The following is an 18,319-nucleotide window of genomic DNA, read 5'->3' as shown; positions in this document are numbered from 1 at the left end:
GGCTCTACCCATCCTACCGTTCACGGATGCGCCGCTACGGCGCGAGCAGGATCTGATTCCAACGCCACAAATTATCGTTGGTCAGGTGCGTGCCACCCCACCAGCGATCGATCGGATTGTGTCGGCTGAAGTCTTCCCCATGGGCGACAACAGCCCTGCCGAACTCGGTGAGCGATAGCCGGCTGCGCAGGTAAGCCGCGTGGCGGTCCCGCAAATTTTCACGGTCGAGCGTGCGCAGTTCTTCGTCGAGACCTGCCACGGCCGGTCGCGGGCCATGCGCAAGCCCATCCAGCAAATATCCGTATTCCCACTCGCTGAAAATGCGCGTTTGCCGCAGTTGGTAGAGATGGAAGAGCGCATTCGTCAGCGAGTATCCCCGCGCGATCAGCTCGAGCATCCGCATTTCCGAGGCGCCAAGCCCTGTCGAACTTGACGGCAGTTCTTCGAGCAGATCAATCAGGACGGGTCTGAGAAGCGGAAGAGCGCTCAAATCCTTGCCGAGCAGATCGAAGCAAGCTTCCGGTGTGGGCGATCGCCAAGCCTGCCAGGCCGTGCTCGCCGTCGCCAATTCCTTTTCCGTGACGTCAACGGCCGGCGGATCCCACCGGCCAAATTTGTCAAGCGCTCTCATGTCCAGATCGACAAGACGCAGCTTCAACCTGCCAACGGTTTGCGGATAAGAGCGGAAATAATCGAGCAGCCAGATCAGTTTCATCTGCGCTTTCGGCCGCACGTCAAACCATAGTTCGACGGTTTCATAGTGCTGGCAGAATTCGGCCAGGCTGAGATCCCGGTGCTTCCTGCTTTTGCTGTGTTTCCACTGGCTACCGCCCCAGTCCGACCAGTGTGTGGCTCTGTCGTGGCTGTGGCTTGCAGTGCGGGGACCGAGGTGGGCTGCGAGTTCATCCGGCGAGGGCTGCTGTCCCCAGATGAAGTCGAAAAATGCTAAATCCAGTGCGAGATCAGCGAAGTCAAAGTCCGGCATCGGCCAACCGGTCAGAATCAGAGGCTTCATTGCTCTCTCCGACAATACATACAAAACAAAACGGGCACTGAGGACGTCGGCAACTCAACGTCCGCAGCACCCGTCCGTCACGTTTCAGGCCTTAACCCCTGAAGCGTTTCTTAAAACTTATTCGTCGTCCGCCGGCTCTTCGCCGTCAGCGTCGCGCTCGGCGGGACCAGCCAAAATCTGCTCGGCGATCAGGCCGGAGTTCTGGCGGATCGCCATCTCGATCTTGGCGACCATGTCGGGGTTAGCCTTGAGGAATGCTTTGGCGTTCTCGCGGCCCTGACCCAGCCGCTGGCTGTCATAGGAGAACCAGGCGCCGGATTTTTCGACGATTCCGGCCTTGACGCCGAGGTCGAGGATCTCGCCCATCTTGGAGACGCCCTCGCCATACATGATGTCGAACTCGACCTGCTTGAAGGGCGGTGCCAGCTTGTTCTTCACCACCTTGACGCGGGTGGTGTTGCCGACGACTTCGTCGCGCTCCTTGATCGCGCCGATGCGGCGGATGTCGAGGCGGACGGAGGCGTAAAATTTCAGCGCGTTGCCGCCGGTCGTCGTTTCCGGCGAGCCGTACATCACGCCGATCTTCATGCGGATCTGGTTGATGAAGATTACCATGGTGTTGGACTTGTTGATCGAGGCGGTGAGCTTGCGCAGCGCCTGGCTCATCAGCCGCGCCTGCAGACCGGGCAGCGCATCGCCCATCTCGCCCTCGAGTTCGGCCTTCGGCACCAAGGCCGCCACCGAATCGACCACCAGCACGTCGATCGCGCCGGAGCGCACCAGCGTGTCGCAGATTTCCAGCGCCTGCTCACCGGTGTCGGGCTGCGAGATCAGGAGTTCGTCGATGTTGACGCCGAGCTTGCGGGCATAGACCGGGTCAAGCGCGTGTTCGGCGTCGATGAAGGCACAGATGCCGCCCTTCTTCTGCCCTTCCGCCACCGTGTGCAGCGCCAGCGTGGTCTTGCCCGACGATTCCGGCCCGTAGATTTCGACCACTCGCCCCTTCGGCAGCCCGCCGACGCCGAGCGCAATGTCGAGGCCAAGCGAGCCCGAGGACACCGTCTCGACATCCATCGAGCGGTCGTTCTTGCCCAGCTTCATCACCGAGCCCTTGCCGAACTGGCGCTCGATCTGGGAGAGCGCGGCAGACAGGGCCTTGGTCTTATCCATGGAGGATCCTTCAACGATACGCAGGGCAGTAGCGGACATAATACGTGCTCCTTATGGCGGGGATTCGCGAGCGGGACAAACGGCGGTGAGCGGCTTTTAGGATTCGATTTCGTCTAGAAACCCTTGTACCACCTTTGTTCTATGTTCGCAATATGTTCTTTTCGCGTGGGTAAGGTCCTGTTTTAACCCCCAGTGGCCTAAGCTGAATTTAGTAGTGGCCGGCTTTGTTCTTTGTGTCTGATGCACGACATACGCTACTTCCCCGTATAACTACTGGATAACCAAAACCGCGTTCTTTCGCTGTTCTGGCCGGAACACGGTTGTATGTTGGCCCGTAAATGCACTGCATGGTTGTAGTCTAACTCGGGAGAGTGACATGGGGCGATACTATTTCGACCTCCATGGCGCACAGAACGCCCACGACTCAGGCGGCCTCGCATTTGAAAACGACACGGAGGCTTTCCAGGCTGCTAAGCGACTGGCGGCGGAGTTGGCTGCCGCTCGGCCGAACCTAAGAGGCAATACCTGCGTGGTGCTCACCCGAAAGGGTGCGGATGATGTTTGTTGCATAGGTGTGTAGAGGCCGCATCAGTTGGCGGCCTCTTTCGTACCCCTCTCCAATCGCTTCTTTTGGCGCTTCACATAATCTTCCAGCGCTTCCAGCATAGTTTCGTCCACCTCACCACTGCGATCAGCTTCAAATAAGTGTGCGGATTCGAAGGTGGCCCCTTTTGTACGAACCAATTTATCCCCGCCTGGTTACATTGCCGGACGCCCGGAGGAGGAACGGCGATGAAATGGGCCTTAGTGGTTGTCGGCGGAACGATGCTCGCCAGTCCGGCATTGGCCGACCCGTGGAAAGACGAAAGCGGCAAGGGCCGCTGGGGCTATGATCGCGGCGGCTACTATGGCCGCAGCTACAACGAGGCACGCGAGTACAAGCAGGAATTTTACAGAGGGCCCTGCAAGATCGAACGCAAGTGGGAGCGCAACGGCGAGTACAAAGAAGAGACCAAATGTAAAGGTTACCGTTAGCCTCAAGAGGCCGCCTCTGTTGGCGGCCTCTTCCCCAGGAGACCCCACCCGCAAATTGAAAGGGCCGCCTTTCGGCGACCCTCAGCCGGTACAAATTGGTTCGGGATGAAAAGCAGCCCCGGCAATATCGAGCATAGAGTCATCCATAGGCACTTTTGGAGTCCGTAACATCACGGTGTTCCGCTACCGGAACTTCGGGGGCTTGTCTGATCTTGCCAGGTTCGTCCTGACGAGGCGCTCCTCGCCTTGCCGACCCGCTCCCAACTACGCAAACATACGGAGGTGACCGGACAGCCAGCCTCTGCATATCTCTGGCCCATGACGGGCCGACATATCCTTTTCACATGCCCACGGCTGGGCACGAAGGTGCAGCATTGGCTTCCGGCGATCACGCCGGAGGACGAGCCCAATTCGTATGTGTCCGTCGTCTGTCTCGCCTGCACCCGGCTTCACTTTATCCATAAGGAAACCGGAAAGCTTTTGGGCGAGGACTGACACTCCCGCCTTGGCTTGCGGGCTGGCAGCCTTCGGGACATCGCCAAGACAAGGCCGAACCACGATCCGACTTAAGTATACTTTTGTACTTTTCCCGGAACGGATTTCGCCGCAGTGCGTAATAGCAGCGCGTGCGACGGGCAAGTAACGGGTAGTGACGGGGAACTAGATTGTGACGGGGAAGAAGTATCTCACAGAACAGGCAGCAACCTTTCTCAAGTTCGCAATGGCCACCACGGATCCGGACGTCGCCGCGGGCTTTCTCGACAAGGCCGCCGACCTTCAGGCCAGGAGCGAAGAGGCGCCGGACGCCAGCCCCCGGGCGCCTGATGTAGAGCAGCCGAAAGACTAGCTCTCGCGATGAGGCCGCCGAACAGGCGGCCTCATCGTTATCGGTCGATCGGCAAGTCGGACGCGGGTGACGTCGCTTACAATTTTAGCCGTGCTTGCAGTTCCATCTGAACCGTCCGTCAAGGCGCTGCACGCTATGCTTGGCGGCATGCAGATACGAATGACCGCCCCAGTGACCGCCCTTGCCTGCGAACCCATCCTGCCGCTGCGTCAACGGTATAGCGCTCATCTCCTCACTTGGTTGTTGAACCTCGGGCGTGCGCCGGAACCGTCAAGGGTGCCGCAGCCCGTCCGGCCGGACGCGCCGTCGAGACCCCACATTCCGCCACGGCAGCCTTATCCATCGCGACATGAATAGCCGGCGCGCCGGTATTCCGAAGGCTGTCGCGCCTCGCAGGCCCGCCAAGTGTGCGCTCGGCGACGCCCAGCCAAACGAACCCGCCGCATGGGCCTATGCAGCGAGGTCACCGACGACGGGGAAAATCTGGAGGACCACCCCCGTCCTCTTGAACAGATACGTCCCCTGCCAGCCCCCGTTTCAACGTGCAAATCGCCCGGCAAATCCGTCTCGGGCGCGTTGAACCTTTTTCACGTCGCCGCGACCAAATTCTTGCCTGGGATATTGCATCACTCGGGGAATAGGCCTGCGCCGCCAAGCGACCATACTCCGCTTGCGCGGCGCAGCGCTTTTTGCACGCGGGCGCGAATGGGGGTCGACAAGGGAATTCGGCCACGCGCACAGGGTTGAAATTCCCATTGGCCGGGAGCGGATTTCGTCCGTGCCAGTCGCGGCAAAGCCATTATCAGCAGCATCAGCAGCCGGAACCACGGAACTTTGCGGTTCCGCCTCCGTTTATGCACCAGAATGCGGGAAGTTTCCATGAATCGCAAAGGCGTAATGGAGTCGGCGGGCACTCCACTTCAGCGGTTGTCCGATCGACTCTCATATAGTTGCATTGATTAACAATAGCAATTTTAAGTAAAAGGTAGGGATTTGAAGCGCTCGGGAGCCGCAGCGGGATTATTATATGATCCACAAGGGCGTTGAATACACAGTGACGGCGGTCGCTCCGGGCATCTGGAAATGGCAATTCCGCATCGGCGACAAGGTCGTCACGGGCAAGACCGAAGCCAGGCTCAATCTGCTTGCCATCCGGCGAGTCCAGCTTCGGATTGACCGGGAGCTGAAAAAAGCCGAACGGGAATGACCCGCTCGCCGGCTTCTTCCGCGGACCTTTATGGCGGAAGTTCTCAGCAACTACATCAGCTTAGGGCTGAGCGATAATCCGGCCTATATGCACCGCAACGTGCTTTGGCCCGTAAAAACCCGGGGTTGATCTTTCAATACGTGAGGAATCCACTCTCGGCAGGTGGGGATCTCGGGGCCAAAAGCGGCCCCTTTTGCATTTGGTCAGCTTGCCATGCCGATCTTTTTCTTCAGCGTTCGACATGGCGAGGATGCATCCGTCAGCAATGACGGTGCAGAATTTGCCGATCATAACGCGGCCTGGAAGGAAATGACCGGGGTCTGCGGTGACATGATCGCGGATGTTTCCCGCAAGCTGCCCGAAAACGCCGAGTGGCAGATGGAATTGCTGGACGAATCCAAAAAGCCGGTATTCCGGATTCGGCTGGTTGCCGAGACGCTGCAGGAAACCGGTCAAGACGAACGGTAGTTTAGTCGGCGTAGGCTTTCCGGGAAGCGGTATCGGGTTCACCTGGCGGTGCCACCCCGTTGCGCAGCTCCCGGGCTGAGACGAATCGGACGCCGACCAGCTCGCCCCTGCGCCAGATCAGCGTGCATATCCGCCGCACCTCGCCGCCTGCGGTGAGAGAAAGGCCGAACACCCTGGGAACCGCGAGGTCGCCCACATCCAGACAGGCGCCGTTCTCGGAAATGTCGAGGATGTAGCACTCGATCCATGGCGCATCGGGCGCCGGAATCAGGAATCCCGGCTTGCGCAAGTCGACCCGAACGAACTTGCGGGCACCAAGGTCTTTGCGGTCTCTCGCCATGATCTCTCCTGTACGTAGAAATACTAGGCGGAACACCTGAATACCGGGTTATCGGAATTCGGCAAAACTGGAGAGTCGATGTTAATTCGGCGCGAGGTGGAACCGCGTCGCCTAATCGGCGCTGGCAAGGCGGCGCATGGTGAATTCGATGTCGCCACTGGGCAGCTCGCGCCAGCTTTCGACCGAGCTCATATAGGCCGCCTTGGGATAGCGGTTGAGGAAGTCGCGCGCCCTCGCCCTCGCCTTGTCGCGCGGCAGCGTAAAGGTCTCGCGCAGATAGCCGTCGTCCGGCTTGCGCCGGCCGGCCATCCGGCTCGCGAGATCGCGCGGACGAAAGACCATGTCGCAACTCCAGACACGATGACGACAGGTCGAATATAGCGGTTGCGGGGAGCGAATCCTACTCGCCGTTTTTGCAGGGATTACTGGCTGCTGCTGCCGGTCTTGCTCTTCTTGGCGGGCGCCGCGGCCTTGGGCGCCTCGGTGCTGCGCACGGTGCCCCAGGGATCGGAAGAGGCCTTGGCGTCGGGAATCTTCCTTAAAGAGTCCTTGTAGGCTTTCTCCCTGATCGCATCCTGCTCTTTTTCCTCCGGCGATTTGGACTGGAATTCCGGCATCAGGTTGATATTGGGGGTCTGCGCGTGGGCCGGCACCGTCAACAACACCACCACCGCGGCCGCGCTCAGCATTCTCATGACGCTCTCCTTTGGGATGCTTTCAGCGTTTCCGATAAAGATACCACTGGCGTCACCGCCAAGCCAAGCACGCGCGGACCTCGCCTTTGGTTCGAGACGCCTGCAGGATTTCGGCGCTTGCGTCCAATCGGTTTGCGGATCGCGGAGTATTGACACCCTCCGCCGCTGTTCCCTTCGCCGCAATGACCACTACAATGCGCCGACAACGAGATCGGACGAGGAAACGGACGTTCATGCAACAACAGCCACAAGCGGGGGAATTCGGCATCGCCGACGCCAGGCAGGTGCTCGGCGAGGTATTCGCGCCATGGGTGATGGATCTGAACCTGTCGATCGAGCGCTTTGACTCTGTCGCTCCCGGTGACGCCGCCGACTGGCAGCCGGGCGCGATCCTGCGACTGCCTTTCTCGGAGCGGCTGTGCCGCAATGGCGGAACGGTCTCAGGCCAGGCGCTGATGGCCTTCGCCGACACCGCGATGGTGATCGCCAACCTCGCCGCCAACCGCGGCTACCGCGCAATGACGACGGTCGACCAGACCACGCATTTCATGCGCGCGGTCTCTGCCTCCGACGTGCTCGCCGATGCGCGCGTGGTCCGCCTCGGGCGCACCATGAGCTTTGGCCGCGTCACGCTGCTTTCCGCCACCGACAACAAGCCGGTGGCGATGGTCTCGAGCGCATTCGCGATGCTGTAGGAATTGTAGGTTGGCAAAGGCGCTCTTGCGCCCACCATCTATCATCGGGCGCGTGTTCGACGAGATGGCCGACTGATTTGCCGCGCGCACAAGTGAAGATTCAACGCGCGACTGCGACCAATTGGCACGACGGGCAAATCACTTCTGATTTTCAGAAATAGTGTCAAGCCCGAGAAACAAAGAGAATCAAAAATATTCCGCTTTCGTTCTCACCCAAATCAGCCGCATAACTCCGCCCGTCTCACCCATTGAGGGGCGCTCGCGATCGTCACGAACGTGCGGTGAGATGCGGTGGACGAAGGCGCAAGGACGGTGGCGCCGGAAGCGTACGGCGAAGTCGTGTGGTTCGGGCGCCGCGGTGCTGGCGTTAAGTCGCGTGGAGGTTTTCCGCGTGGCGACGGAGGCAAAAGAGCCGTTCTCCGGGAAGAGCACGAAGTAAGCCGTAAGGCCATTGCGCAGGGAAGGCCGGGATGCTCCCGCTGTACCTGTATGCTCGTGTGCGTTCTTCCTATGCGCAATTGCACACGAGACCGCGGGTGCGGCGCGCATCCGGTCTTCCCTGCGCCCTCTAGCCAAGAGGGCGGGAAGTTGATGGCAAACCTCGGGCGCCATGCGTCGCGAGATCGCGATGTCATGTCGTCCTTGCGAACGCAGGGACCCCATAACCACAAATGTTGATTGTGACACGAAGCTGGGGCCGCTATCCCGTCGGCAAGCGAGAGCGGTGGCTATGGGTTCTGCGTTCGCAGGGACGACGGCTATCATTGATATCGATTGCACCCATTCACACCCTTCCCACCCGGCTCCGTCGCCAGCGCCACAGCAAAATCCCCATCAGCAGCACCACGAACCCGACCGCAATCGCCCCGCTCATAAATCGTCCGCCGGGGCGGTCGATGGTGCGCGACCACAGCGAGGGTGCCTCGCCCGGCCGCGCCAGGCGGAACGCCACTACGCTCTCGCCGATCGTAGTGCCGGACTCGGAATGACCGCCGGCACCGATCGCGACATATTGCTCGTCCTTCCACATGTACGTCATGGGATTGGCAACACCCGGCACCGGCAGCCGGCCCTGCCACAGCTCCTGCCCCGATCGCGCATCGAAGGCACGCAAATAGGCGTCCATTGCGCCGGTGAAGACGAGACCGCCGGCGGTGATCGCGACGCCGCTGACGAGCGGCGTGCCGAAGGCAAAAGCGATGCCGAGCGGCGCACGATCTTCCGTAGTGCCGACCCTGGATCGCCAGAGAATCTTCCCGGCCTTCAGATCGACGGCGACCATCTCGCCCCAGGGCGGCTTGTTGCACAACAGCCCCAGCGGCGACAGCGCGACGGCGCGCGTCATCGCAAACGGCGTGCCCTGTTGCCGTCCGAAATCGTGACCGGGCGGCGGGTTGAAGCCATCGGCCACAGCGGCACGTGGAAGCAGTTTGACAATGTGAATCGCCCGCGTCGTATTGGCGTAGAGGATCTGGTTGACCGGATCGAATGCAGCGCCGCCCCAGTTCACGCCGCCGCCGGTCATCGGAAACACCAGGGTGCCTTGCGTGGACGGCGGCGTGTAAAGGCCTTCATTGCGGGCCGATGCGACCTTCGCGCGGCAGGCTCCGCTGTCCCAGAACGGAATCAGCCCGAACACGTCGTCGGCCGAGATTTGTTGCTGCAGCAGCGCCGGGACATGGGTCGGGAACGGCTGTGTCGGCGAGAGCTGCTCGCCTTCGGCGCCGCCTTGCGGCACCGCGCGCTCCTCCACCGGCCATATTGGCTTGCCGGTGTCGCGGTCGAGCACGAACACAAAGCCTTGTTTGGTAGGCTGGATCACAACGTCGCGCTCGCCTTCGCCGGTATCGATGCGCGCCAAAGTCGGCTGCGCCGGCAGGTCGTAATCCCAGACATCGTGATGCACGGTCTGAAACGACCAGACCCGCTCGCCGGTCTCGGCGCGCAGCGCCACAACCGAATTGGCGTGATCGTTGTTGCCGGGCCGCTTGCCGCCCCAGAAATCCGGACTCGGCGAGGACGTCGGCAGGAACACCAGCCCGCGCACCTCGTCGACGGACATCGGTGCCCAGACATTGGCGTGACCGGCGATGAAGCCGTCATGCACCAGCGGATCGAAGCTCCAGCGCGGCCTCCCGGTTCGCGCATCGAAAGCGCGCACCGTACCCGGCGGCGCGTCGACGCGGCGATTATCCGCAATTGCAGAGCCGACGATGATGGTGTCGCGGGCAATGACGGGCGCCGACGTGATCTGGAATTCGCCGGGCCACTCCAATGGACCGAGTGCGAACTTGACCTCGCCATTATTGCCGAAATCGGCGCAGGGAACGCCGGTCCTGGCATCGAGCGCGATCACGCGCACGTCGTTGGTGCCCATGAATATCCGTGCGCGACAGGCGGCAGTCTCGGCGGCGCGCTCGTCGACCCAATAGGCGACGCCACGGCAAGTGTAGCGGTTGGCCGGGCGTTGCGCGGTCGAGATTTTGGGATCGTACCGCCACTTCGGCGCGCCGCTGCCGGGGTCGAGCGCGATGACCTCGTTGAAGGGCGAGCAGAAGATCAGGCTGTCCTCGACAAGCAGCGGGGTGGCCTGAAACTTGGTCCGCTTCATCGCCTCGACCGGCCGGCGATCGAGATCGCCGGTGCGAAATTCCCAGGCGCGGACGAGATTGCCGACGTTGTCGGGGGTGATCTGCTTGAGCGGCGAAAACCGCGATCCGCCGCGATCGCCGCCCCAATGCTCCCAGGCGGACGCCGGAAGCGGATTACCTGCATAGAAGATGGCAACGAAGAACGTGAACAGACGAACCGGATGTCGCATCCCACCCCCGCAAGCGCAGCACAACGCTTGCGGGATCGATTACCTTATTGCCACCTCAGTATCCACCCCTGCGGCCATGGTCACCATAGTTGCCACCGCGGCCGCCACCGAATCCGCCGAGGCCGATTCCGATGCCGATGCTAACCGGGGGCGGCGGAGGCGGCTGCTCGTAGACCACGCGCGGGGGCGGACGGCGAACGACCACGACATCGTCATCTACCTCACGCACGCGCCGCGGCGGCTTGCGATCGACCCGCTTCGGCGGAACGGGCTCGACACGCCGGACCGGGGCATTGACCTTGATCGGCTGCTGCTGCGGCGGCTGCACGTTGCAGGGACACATCGGCGCGGCGAGCGCAACGTTTTGCGGCAGGGCACCGGCGGCGACAGCAGGCGGCGCGAAGTCGGGACGGTTGCGCAGCCGCTCCTCGAGCTTGCGCGCGGTCGCGGCCAGATCGCTGTCGGGGAATCGCGTCAGGAACGAGCGATACCCGGACGCGGTATTGATCAGCACGGCGTTATTCCACGCTACCATGCGCCGGTGCCGGACCAGCCAGTCGCGCGCCAGCCGCCCGAGCGAGGTCTGCGGGTAAAGGCCGGCAAAAGCCCCATAGGCTTCGTCGGTGCCGTCGGCCACGATCAATTCGTTCGCCGCCTCGACCGGCTTGCCCTTCAGATCGCGCGTCCATTCTGCAACCGTCTTCTTGGGCTGCGCGGCGGGCTTGGGTCCTGCGACCGAGGCGCCGGAAAAGCGGAAATCCTCGGTCAGCGAAGAGCTGTCCCACGGAGTCTGCCGCCCCTCGGTGACCTTGTTCACCGCAAGCCGCACCCGCTTGAAGGTCTCCTCGATCGGAATCCCCTGCTCCTTGCCGGCCGCGAGCAGCGCGGTGGTATACGGGCTGTTGGAGCCGGAGCCGTCTTCCGCGACTGCGCCGGGCGAGGTCGAGAACGACAGGAACGTGCCGGGCGAGCCGACCTTGGCATCAACCAGCGCAAGGCCGCTGCCGGCTGTTTTCAGATCGGGGAACGGATTGTTGCGGCAGGCGTCGAGCATCAGGATGCGCATCCTGCTCGGCACCGATGTCAGGGTGTTCAGGATGTCGTTGAGGCGCACCGCCTGGATCGGAATGTCGGCTTCCCGCTTGGGATCGATGTCGACCGGAACCAGAAAATTCTCGCCGTCGATCTGCAGCCCATGGCCGGCGTAGAAGACCAGGGCGACCGTATCGGCGCCCCGCGCAGCCACCTTGCCGGCGAATTCGCTGACCGCCTCCCGCATTTGATTCTGCGAAAGATCGGCCGCGGTCGAAACCTCGAAGCCGGAATCGGTCAGCAATTGCGTGACCGCCCTGGCGTCATTGGCCGGATTGGGCAGCGCGGGCACCGAGCGATAGGCGGATTGGCCGATCACCAGTGCGAGGCGACTTTCGGCAGAGGCCGAATGGGCTCCCAGCAGAACCGCCGCGGGAATCATCAGCTTGAGCAGCGCGTGACGGAACATGATGCCACCTCCCGGCAATGCAGGCTTCGGATTGGTCACGGCCTCGAAGCCAAAGGTTCAAGCCGGCCGCGCCATGTGAGGCGTGACGGCGGCCCCATTCAACGGCGATCTTGTCGCAGGCCCGGACTCCCGCGCAGTGATCTGAATCACAGTCTCGGAATCGTTATGTTGCCTGGACCGCATTACCCCTGTCCGGAGCGACGTCTCCGCGGTAGAACAACCTCCGATGCGGCGGATCGTGGTTCACATAGCGCTGGTAGCGGGCGCAGCGCTGGCGCTTGGGGGTTGCGGTTTTGCCGACGTCCGCGCGCCGGTGCCCGAATTCATGCGCGCCAAGGCACCCGACCCGCCCGCGATGGGGACGCCGCCCGACGTCAAACTGCTGCTGAGGCAGAAACTGGATTCGGTGTTCGTGGCGGCCTCGCAACCGACCGAGGTCCGCGTTTCCGAGCCGCGTCCCAACCTCCGCGGCCCGGGCTGGACCGCCTGCGTCAAGGCCGAAGTGGTTTCGGTGACCGGCCAGCCGCTTGGCACGCAGACCTATCGGATCGAAATTTCCGACGGCGCGATCGCCGATCGCCAAAAGGTCGAAGGCGAGGATACCTGTGCGACCGAGAGCTACGAACTGGTCTAGCCCTACAGACACCGCGTCGTCGCCCGGACCGGGCAAAGCTTCAGCGCGCTGGTCAGCGCGAACAGCACGCGCGCGCCACGGGTGGGATTATCAGGCGCGCGATAGCTGAGCGGCGCGGCGGCGCCGATGTCGGCTTGCAGGCCTTCCGTGAGGAAGAAGCGAACGCCGCCGCCGGCCGAGGTCAGCGAAAGACCGTCGCTGAGCCGATAGCCGTCATTCCAGGCCACGCCGCTGTCGACGAAGGCATAGAACTGGTAGCCGCTCAGATATTGCAGGTTCGTCTTCTGGTTGAAGCGCAGCTCGACGGTGCCTGCGAGGCCGTTGTCGCCGCTGATCTCGGCACTGCCATAGCCGCGTCCGAACGCAATGCCGCCGAGATAGAATTGCTGCGAGGTGAAGAGCCGGCCGGACGCCGCCTGGCCGGCGGCAGCGAGCTTCACCGACCATGCATCCGTCAGCGTCTGATAGCGCGTGAACCAGAAATTGAGCGCGGAGAAAGTGCCGGACGCGCCGACGCGCGACAGATAATCGTCGTCGCGGTTCGAGGCGTCGAGAATGTCGAGGCCCTGGCGATAATTCACCGTCAGATAATTGATGCCGCCGAAATGGTCCTGCAGGCGGTAGTCCGACGTGAGGCTCGCTGTGCGGATGCCATCGGCATAGATCAGGCCGAACACGTCGTTTTCGGTGGCGTTGGTGAATCCGGCCGCCGCGGTCAGCGTCAGGCTGGACCTCTGAGATTGCAACGGCACTGCGCTGCCGCGAATTTCGAACGAATGGGTCTTGATGTTGTCGCTGTAGAGACGGCGGTAATCGCCGGGCCAGACTTCGCTGTAATAGCCGGACGCGCCGATGCGGGCGCCGTCGGTGCCGACGGGCACTTCGTAGGAAAGACGGCCGAACGCGAGCTGCCTCGGATCGCCGGGCGTGGTCGAAAGGTTGAACATCAGCGAATCGCCGGGCGCGAGATAGGAGTTGAACGCCGTCGTTCCGTAGCTTTGCCACGGTCCGACCGACGAGGATCCGAGATTGTCGATACCGAACGACGTGAAGACGTGCCAGGTTTTCACGGAGAGGATCAGGCGGAAATGGCCGGTTGTCGTGCCGATCTCCTCGATCGCAGTATCAACGATGCGCACGCCCGGCCGGCCGTTGATCAGCAGCAATTGCCGCTCCAGCGTTGCAAGCCGCGAGGGCCGTTCGGCCAGCACGGGCTCGAGCATGGGCCGGACGCCGAATTCGTCGGCGCCGTCCCCCCTCAGTGTCAGCTTCGTGATGCTGCCTTCGACGACCTGAATGCGAAGCTTGCCACTCTGGATATCCTGTGGCGGGATGATTGCCCGGCTCAAGTGAAAGCCGGCGGCGCGATAGACTTCGCTGACCGCGCTGGCCATCGCCGCCAGGTCAGCCTGCGACACATTTTTCCCGATATAAGGTTGATAGGCCGTCACCAGCCGGTCCTGCGGTATCGCAACGGCGCCGCTGATCGAGACGCGCCGAAGCACGAACAGCAGCTTGGTGTTTCCCTGCCCCTCCGGTCCGGCGAATTGCGGCGACGGCAATCGGGGCCTTCCGTTCACGTCTTGGCTGGATTGCTGGTCCTCGAAACGCTTTTCGGTCTGCCGCGGATCATAACCGGGCTGATGCGCTTGCTGCGCGAGCGCCGGAAAGCAGGCGAGCGAAGTCCACAGCCCGAGTACCACACGGGACAAAGCTGAACAGCTCCACTTCCGTAATTGTACGGACAAGGAACCGGAATCGTGAGCTGAACCGCTAGCCATCTGATTTTTAATAGAAAATTATGGTCAACGAATGGTTAATGGGTGCCTCGCAGAGAACGGCTTTCGCTCACTCAATCTTGAAACATTTCCCATAGCCTGCGGGACAAAGTGGCAATCAGAGAGAGTTTCATGCGTGCGATCCCTCACGTCTCGAGAACACTCGCGGCGATGTTCTTCCTGGCGACGGCTTCCGCCGCCAACGCCGCCGATGGCGGCGAGTGGACGGTCAGCAAATCCTCCGGCGAGGTCTGGCTCACCGGCAGCGGCGTGCAGCAGGCATCGATCAAACAGGAAGACGTGTTGAAGCCGGGCGATACGGTTCGCACCGGCCGCACCGGTCGCGTCCTGTTGAAGCGCGGCGAGGAAATGATCATGGTCGCACCGAATTCCGTGGTCGGCGTCCCCGCCCAGAAGAAGGAAGGGCTATCGACCACGATCGTGCAGCAGGCCGGTTCGATCCTGCTCGACGTCGAAAAGCGCAACGTCAAGCATTTCGAGGTCGAAACGCCCTACCTCGCCGCCGTGGTGAAGGGCACGCAATTTCGCGTCACCGTCAACGCCGGCAAGACCACCGTCGATGTGATCCGCGGTCAGGTCGAAGTCGCCGACTTCAAGTCAGGCCAGATCGCGCAAGTGATGGCCGGGCAGCATGCGACGGCCTTCGCCAGCGGCAAGACCGGGCTCTCGCTGGGCGGAGCCGGCGTCCTCGCGCCGATCGAGCACGGCAAGCCGCGCGCACCTTCCATCGAGCGCGTGCCGGTGCCGCGCAACGGTCTCTCCGCGCCGCGCCATGCGGCCAACGGACAGAACAAGCATGCGAGCGCCCATCCCGCCAAACATGGCGTCACTCGCATCTCCTCGTCGATCGGCGAAGTTCGGGTGAACTTCCATCGCGTTACTAACGGTCTCGCCCATGGTGGCTCGGCTCCGGTCGGCGCGGCACGGGGCGCCTCCGAGTCCAATACGGCCTGGAATTCATCACCTCTCGGCACGGACATGGCCGCCGCCAACAATGGTCACGGAGATAATGGCAACGGAGCCGCCGCCGGTGCCGCCGGTCGGGCAAATGCAAGCGCGGTAGCGGCTGCCGCCGGGGGTAATGCCAATAGCGGCAACGGCGGCAATGGCAGCAGTGGTAATGGCAACGGCAATGGCAATGGCGGCAGCGAAAATGCCGCCAACGGGAGCGGCAATGGAGCCAACGGCAGTGGCCGTGGCAACAGCGGACATGGAAGAGGCCGCTAGCCGAAGAATCGACTGCAAGAACCGAACGACCATTCAAACCCGAAACACCAGAACGGTGACGACCAAGTGAGACGATATCGGCCGCATATTTTTGTGATGATCGCGTTGGCTATTGTCCTGGCGGCTGGCTGGCACAGCTCGCTTCGCAACGTCCTGGCCGACCTGCGGTTCGCCTGGCAGTCGCGACAGGTCAGCGGCGACATCGTGGTGATCGCGATCGACGCATCGTCGATCGACAGGATCGGCGTCTGGCCGTGGCCGCGCCTGCTCCACGGCGAGTTGATCCGCCAGCTTCAGAAGGCGAACGTCCAGGACATCGCACTCGACGTCGACTTCTCGACACCTTCGGATGCGTCGTCGGACCGAAACTTTGCCGAAGCGCTTCAGAGCGCCGGCGGATCGGTGGTGCTTCCCTCCTTCCAGCAGCCCCGCACCGACAGGACGACGCTTCACATCAATCGCCCGCTGCAGCAATTCGCCGAACATTCCTGGCCGGCGGTCGTCAACGTCGAGGTCGGCCGCGACGGCCTCGTCCGGAGTTATCCGTTCGGCGAGAAGCTGGACGGCAAATTCGTGCCGTCGATGGCTGCCGTGCTCGCCGGCCAGTACGCCGAAAAGCGCACGCCCTTTCTGATCGACTTCAGCATCCGAACGGCCGGAATCCCCAAAGTGTCCTTTGCCGATGTTCTGAGCGGCGACCCGGCGACACTGCAAAAACTCAGGGGCAAGAAGGTCGTCATTGGCGGCACGGCGCTCGAACTTGGGGATCGCTTCAGCGTGCCGAACGGTGTGATCGTATCCGGCCCCGTGCTGCAGACGCTAGCTGCGGAGTCGCTGCTGCAGAACCGCGCGCTGCAATGGACCTCGCACGTCGTCACGACGGCCGGCCTGGCGTTGCTTGGCCTACTGATGCTGTTCTCGTGGCGTCGCCTCACTGCCGGCAAGCGCGTAGCGCTGCTCGGCGCAACGGCGTTCACGCTCGAGGCAGGCGCATTTGCCCTGCAGGCGGCGTTCCCGCTCATTCTGGATACGTCGCTGCTTCACTTCGCCATCATCATCTACGTCGCGGCCATCGCGCTCGACGAAATCGACATCAAGGATCTGCTCGGCCGGGTCGCCGAGAGCCGCTTTCAGCGCGTGGCCATGTCGCTCGGCGATGGCCTGATCTGCACCGATTCAAACTATTTGATCACGGTGTGGAATCCGGGCGCTACCGCAATCTTCGGCTATCTGCCCGAACAGATGATCGGTCGGCCGTTCGACGAGATTTGCGCACGTGACGACGGCCTCGCCGCATCCACCTTTTCAATCAAGAACGCAGCGCAGCTCGCCGCTGGATCGGTGGTCGAGTTTGACGGACGCCGCAGCAATGGCGAGGTGTTTCCGGTCGAGGCTTCCTTCTCCGGCTGGCAAGGCACCGACGGGCTTCAGATTGGCGCGATCCTGCGCGACATCTCGGTGCGCAAGCACGAAGCCGAGAGAGTCAGATATCTTGCGGAACACGACACGCTGACGGGGCTCATCAATCGCGATGCGCTTCACGTGCAGCTCAAGGCCAAAATTTCCTCGACCGAGACGGACGGCCGCAAGGTGGCACTGCTGGTGATCGGCATCGACGGCTTCCAGCAGATCAACGACATGCTTGGCCACACCTGTGGTGACCTCGTGCTTCGCGCCATTTCGCAGCGACTGACGGCGGCTGTTCCGCCGGCGGGTCTGGTCGCTCGCTTGAGCGGAGACGAATTCGCCATCGCCGTTCCGACCAGCGACATCGGAGAAAACCTCAGCCGCTTCGCCGAGCAGATCGGCGACGGCTTCGACGCGCCGCTGCTGGCCGGCAACCGCCACCTGCGGGTCAAGGTCAGCATTGGAGCCGCCGTTTGCCCGGCCGATGGACGAACGGCGGACGAACTCCTCAGCAACGCCCATCTGGCGCTGAGCCGCGCCAAGGCGACCAACCGCGGCGGCCACGTGCTGTTCGAAGATTCGATCCGCCGCGAGTTGGAGACGCGCCTGACTCTGGAAGCAGAGCTCGCGCTGGCGGCGGAACGCAATGAGTTCGAATTGTTCTACCAACCGCAATTTCATCTGGCCGACGGCCGACTGATCGGCGCCGAAGCCCTGATCCGCTGGCGCCATCCCGTGCGGGGCCTGGTTTCGCCGGGCGAATTCATGCCGGTCGTCAACACCTCTCCGATTTCCGAGCGGATCGCCGAATGGGTTCTGCAAACTGCCTGCACCCAGGGTGCCGCCTGGGAACACGCGGGACACAAGCTCCGCGTCGGCGTCAACCTTTCGCCGTCCCAGTTGGAGTCTGGCGACCTCGCAATCTCGGTTGCGCAGGTGCTGGCCAGCACCGGCTTGAGTCCAACCAGCCTCGAGCTCGAGGTCACCGAAGACATCCTGCTCCACGATGAGCAGGCCGCGCTGAATACGTTCCTTGAGATTCAGGAGCTTGGGGTTCGCCTGTCCTTCGACGATTTCGGCACCGGCTTTGCCAGCTTGAGCTATCTGAAAAAATTCCCGCTCGACGGGCTCAAGATCGACCGCTCTTTCGTGTTGGGCCTGCTCACCAATCCCGACGACGCGGCGATCGTCAGTTCGACCATCGGACTAAGCAAGCAATTGGGCCTGTCGGTTATCGCCGAAGGCATCGAGGACCGCGCCACGGCTGACTTCCTGGTCAGGATGGGCTGCGAAGAAGGACAGGGCTATTGCTTCGGCAAGCCGATGCCGGCGAGCGAGTTCGAAGTCAAATTCCTGACCGCGGCCGCTGCCGCCGAGGTGGCGTGACGGCCGAGCGGCTGATCAGGCTGAACGATCGGTTAACGCGACACCTTAAATCCGAGCGTCGTAGCAACGCTA

Annotated in this window: 18 protein-coding genes; 9 read left to right on the top strand and 9 right to left on the bottom strand. The window is 62.3% G+C overall.

Features of this window, described 5'->3' with window-relative positions; genetic code table 11:
• Positions 1-34: 34 nt before the first annotated feature.
• Entirely contained in the window at positions 35-1,015 is a 981-nt protein-coding gene (locus LMTR13_RS15290) for a hypothetical protein (RefSeq protein WP_065728592.1), read from the bottom strand.
• A gap of 117 nt (positions 1,016-1,132) precedes the next feature.
• Positions 1,133-2,224: a recombinase RecA gene (gene recA / locus LMTR13_RS15285; RefSeq protein ID WP_028350014.1), complete on the bottom strand. Its 1,092-nt coding sequence runs from the start codon at positions 2,222-2,224 to the stop codon at positions 1,133-1,135.
• Between the two features lie 337 nt (positions 2,225-2,561).
• Between recA and LMTR13_RS43680 the strand changes: the two genes are divergently transcribed.
• A complete protein-coding gene (locus LMTR13_RS43680) occupies positions 2,562-2,765 on the top strand; it encodes a DUF6894 family protein (protein WP_065728591.1) in 204 nt (67 codons plus the stop codon).
• Positions 2,766-2,773: 8 nt separating this feature from the next.
• Here the strand turns inward: LMTR13_RS43680 and LMTR13_RS40775 are convergent, their stop codons facing one another.
• Positions 2,774-2,929 (bottom strand): hypothetical protein, encoded by a 156-nt coding sequence (locus tag LMTR13_RS40775; protein ID WP_156795637.1) that lies wholly within the window; start codon positions 2,927-2,929, stop codon positions 2,774-2,776.
• Between the two features lie 48 nt (positions 2,930-2,977).
• On the opposite strand from LMTR13_RS40775, the gene LMTR13_RS15275 reads away from it, so the two are divergent.
• The 4 genes from LMTR13_RS15275 to LMTR13_RS15260 all read left to right on the top strand — a co-directional run bounded on the left by LMTR13_RS15275 (position 2,978) and on the right by LMTR13_RS15260 (position 5,742).
• A complete protein-coding gene (locus LMTR13_RS15275; RefSeq protein WP_065728590.1) occupies positions 2,978-3,220 on the top strand; it encodes a hypothetical protein in 243 nt (80 codons plus the stop codon).
• A 667-nt stretch (positions 3,221-3,887) separates the two neighbouring features.
• Positions 3,888-4,067, top strand: coding sequence for a hypothetical protein (locus LMTR13_RS15270; protein ID WP_065728589.1), 180 nt, complete (start codon positions 3,888-3,890; stop codon positions 4,065-4,067).
• Between the two features lie 1,027 nt (positions 4,068-5,094).
• Positions 5,095-5,274: a hypothetical protein gene (locus tag LMTR13_RS15265; protein WP_028350016.1), complete on the top strand. Its 180-nt coding sequence runs from the start codon at positions 5,095-5,097 to the stop codon at positions 5,272-5,274.
• A 162-nt stretch (positions 5,275-5,436) separates the two neighbouring features.
• A complete protein-coding gene (locus LMTR13_RS15260; RefSeq protein ID WP_418219775.1) occupies positions 5,437-5,742 on the top strand; it encodes a DUF6894 family protein in 306 nt (101 codons plus the stop codon).
• Position 5,743: 1 nt separating this feature from the next.
• Here the strand turns inward: LMTR13_RS15260 and LMTR13_RS15255 are convergent, their stop codons facing one another.
• The 3 genes from LMTR13_RS15255 to LMTR13_RS15245 form a co-directional block, all read right to left on the bottom strand.
• On the bottom strand, positions 5,744-6,082 hold the full coding sequence (locus tag LMTR13_RS15255; RefSeq protein ID WP_065728587.1) for a PilZ domain-containing protein: 339 nt from the start codon (positions 6,080-6,082) through the stop codon (positions 5,744-5,746).
• A 111-nt stretch (positions 6,083-6,193) separates the two neighbouring features.
• Positions 6,194-6,424, bottom strand: a complete 231-nt coding sequence (locus LMTR13_RS15250) for a hypothetical protein (protein WP_065728586.1) — start codon at positions 6,422-6,424, stop codon at positions 6,194-6,196.
• An 80-nt stretch (positions 6,425-6,504) separates the two neighbouring features.
• Positions 6,505-6,777 carry a hypothetical protein gene (locus tag LMTR13_RS15245; protein ID WP_065728585.1) on the bottom strand — a complete coding sequence of 91 codons (273 nt, stop codon included), beginning with the start codon at positions 6,775-6,777 and terminating at the stop codon, positions 6,505-6,507.
• A gap of 233 nt (positions 6,778-7,010) precedes the next feature.
• Here LMTR13_RS15245 and LMTR13_RS15240 point away from each other — a divergent pair, with 233 nt between their 5' ends.
• Entirely contained in the window at positions 7,011-7,472 is a 462-nt protein-coding gene (locus LMTR13_RS15240; protein WP_065728584.1) for a PaaI family thioesterase, read from the top strand.
• Between the two features lie 784 nt (positions 7,473-8,256).
• Here LMTR13_RS15240 and LMTR13_RS15235 read toward each other — a convergent pair.
• Together LMTR13_RS15235 and LMTR13_RS15230 are read right to left on the bottom strand one after the other, a co-directional pair.
• Positions 8,257-10,293 carry a pyrroloquinoline quinone-dependent dehydrogenase gene (locus tag LMTR13_RS15235; RefSeq protein WP_083219061.1) on the bottom strand — a complete coding sequence of 679 codons (2,037 nt, stop codon included), beginning with the start codon at positions 10,291-10,293 and terminating at the stop codon, positions 8,257-8,259.
• A gap of 55 nt (positions 10,294-10,348) precedes the next feature.
• Complete coding sequence (locus tag LMTR13_RS15230; protein ID WP_065728583.1) at positions 10,349-11,794, bottom strand: caspase family protein; 1,446 nt, start codon at positions 11,792-11,794, stop codon at positions 10,349-10,351.
• Positions 11,795-12,020: 226 nt separating this feature from the next.
• On the opposite strand from LMTR13_RS15230, the gene LMTR13_RS15225 reads away from it, so the two are divergent.
• Positions 12,021-12,428, top strand: a complete 408-nt coding sequence (locus tag LMTR13_RS15225) for a hypothetical protein (RefSeq protein ID WP_065728582.1) — start codon at positions 12,021-12,023, stop codon at positions 12,426-12,428.
• A gap of 2 nt (positions 12,429-12,430) precedes the next feature.
• On the opposite strand, the gene LMTR13_RS15220 is transcribed toward LMTR13_RS15225, so the two are convergent.
• The gene (locus tag LMTR13_RS15220) at positions 12,431-14,209 is read right to left on the bottom strand and encodes a ShlB/FhaC/HecB family hemolysin secretion/activation protein (protein ID WP_083219060.1); all 1,779 of its coding nucleotides are present in this window, start codon (positions 14,207-14,209) and stop codon (positions 12,431-12,433) included.
• A 129-nt stretch (positions 14,210-14,338) separates the two neighbouring features.
• Between LMTR13_RS15220 and LMTR13_RS15215 the strand changes: the two genes are divergently transcribed.
• Together LMTR13_RS15215 and LMTR13_RS15210 are read left to right on the top strand one after the other, a co-directional pair.
• Positions 14,339-15,454, top strand: a complete 1,116-nt coding sequence (locus LMTR13_RS15215) for a FecR domain-containing protein (protein ID WP_065728581.1) — start codon at positions 14,339-14,341, stop codon at positions 15,452-15,454.
• A gap of 96 nt (positions 15,455-15,550) precedes the next feature.
• Positions 15,551-18,247 (top strand): EAL domain-containing protein, encoded by a 2,697-nt coding sequence (locus LMTR13_RS15210; RefSeq protein WP_156795997.1) that lies wholly within the window; start codon positions 15,551-15,553, stop codon positions 18,245-18,247.
• Positions 18,248-18,319 lie beyond the last annotated feature (72 nt).

The organism is Bradyrhizobium icense (assembly GCF_001693385.1).
Taxonomy (GTDB): Bacteria; Pseudomonadota; Alphaproteobacteria; order Rhizobiales; family Xanthobacteraceae; genus Bradyrhizobium; species Bradyrhizobium icense.
This window is presented reverse-complemented; position numbering and strand designations above follow the sequence as displayed.

Bases quoted from the DNA above. Each gene is read 5' to 3' on its own strand.
- LMTR13_RS15290 (WP_065728592.1), bottom strand. From the start codon at position 1,015: ATGAAGCCTCTGATTCTGACCGGTTGGCCGATGCCGGACTTTGACTTC.
- recA (WP_028350014.1), bottom strand. From the start codon at position 2,224: ATGTCCGCTACTGCCCTGCGTATCGTTGAAGGATCCTCCATGGATAAG.
- LMTR13_RS43680 (WP_065728591.1), top strand. From the start codon at position 2,562: ATGGGGCGATACTATTTCGACCTCCATGGCGCACAGAACGCCCACGAC.
- LMTR13_RS15275 (WP_065728590.1), top strand. From the start codon at position 2,978: ATGAAATGGGCCTTAGTGGTTGTCGGCGGAACGATGCTCGCCAGTCCG.
- LMTR13_RS15265 (WP_028350016.1), top strand. From the start codon at position 5,095: ATGATCCACAAGGGCGTTGAATACACAGTGACGGCGGTCGCTCCGGGC.
- LMTR13_RS15255 (WP_065728587.1), bottom strand. From the start codon at position 6,082: ATGGCGAGAGACCGCAAAGACCTTGGTGCCCGCAAGTTCGTTCGGGTC.
- LMTR13_RS15250 (WP_065728586.1), bottom strand. From the start codon at position 6,424: ATGGTCTTTCGTCCGCGCGATCTCGCGAGCCGGATGGCCGGCCGGCGC.
- LMTR13_RS15245 (WP_065728585.1), bottom strand. From the start codon at position 6,777: ATGAGAATGCTGAGCGCGGCCGCGGTGGTGGTGTTGTTGACGGTGCCG.
- LMTR13_RS15240 (WP_065728584.1), top strand. From the start codon at position 7,011: ATGCAACAACAGCCACAAGCGGGGGAATTCGGCATCGCCGACGCCAGG.
- LMTR13_RS15235 (WP_083219061.1), bottom strand. From the start codon at position 10,293: ATGCGACATCCGGTTCGTCTGTTCACGTTCTTCGTTGCCATCTTCTAT.
- LMTR13_RS15230 (WP_065728583.1), bottom strand. From the start codon at position 11,794: ATGTTCCGTCACGCGCTGCTCAAGCTGATGATTCCCGCGGCGGTTCTG.
- LMTR13_RS15225 (WP_065728582.1), top strand. From the start codon at position 12,021: ATGCGGCGGATCGTGGTTCACATAGCGCTGGTAGCGGGCGCAGCGCTG.
- LMTR13_RS15220 (WP_083219060.1), bottom strand. From the start codon at position 14,209: ATGGCTAGCGGTTCAGCTCACGATTCCGGTTCCTTGTCCGTACAATTA.
- LMTR13_RS15215 (WP_065728581.1), top strand. From the start codon at position 14,339: ATGCGTGCGATCCCTCACGTCTCGAGAACACTCGCGGCGATGTTCTTC.
- LMTR13_RS15210 (WP_156795997.1), top strand. From the start codon at position 15,551: ATGATCGCGTTGGCTATTGTCCTGGCGGCTGGCTGGCACAGCTCGCTT.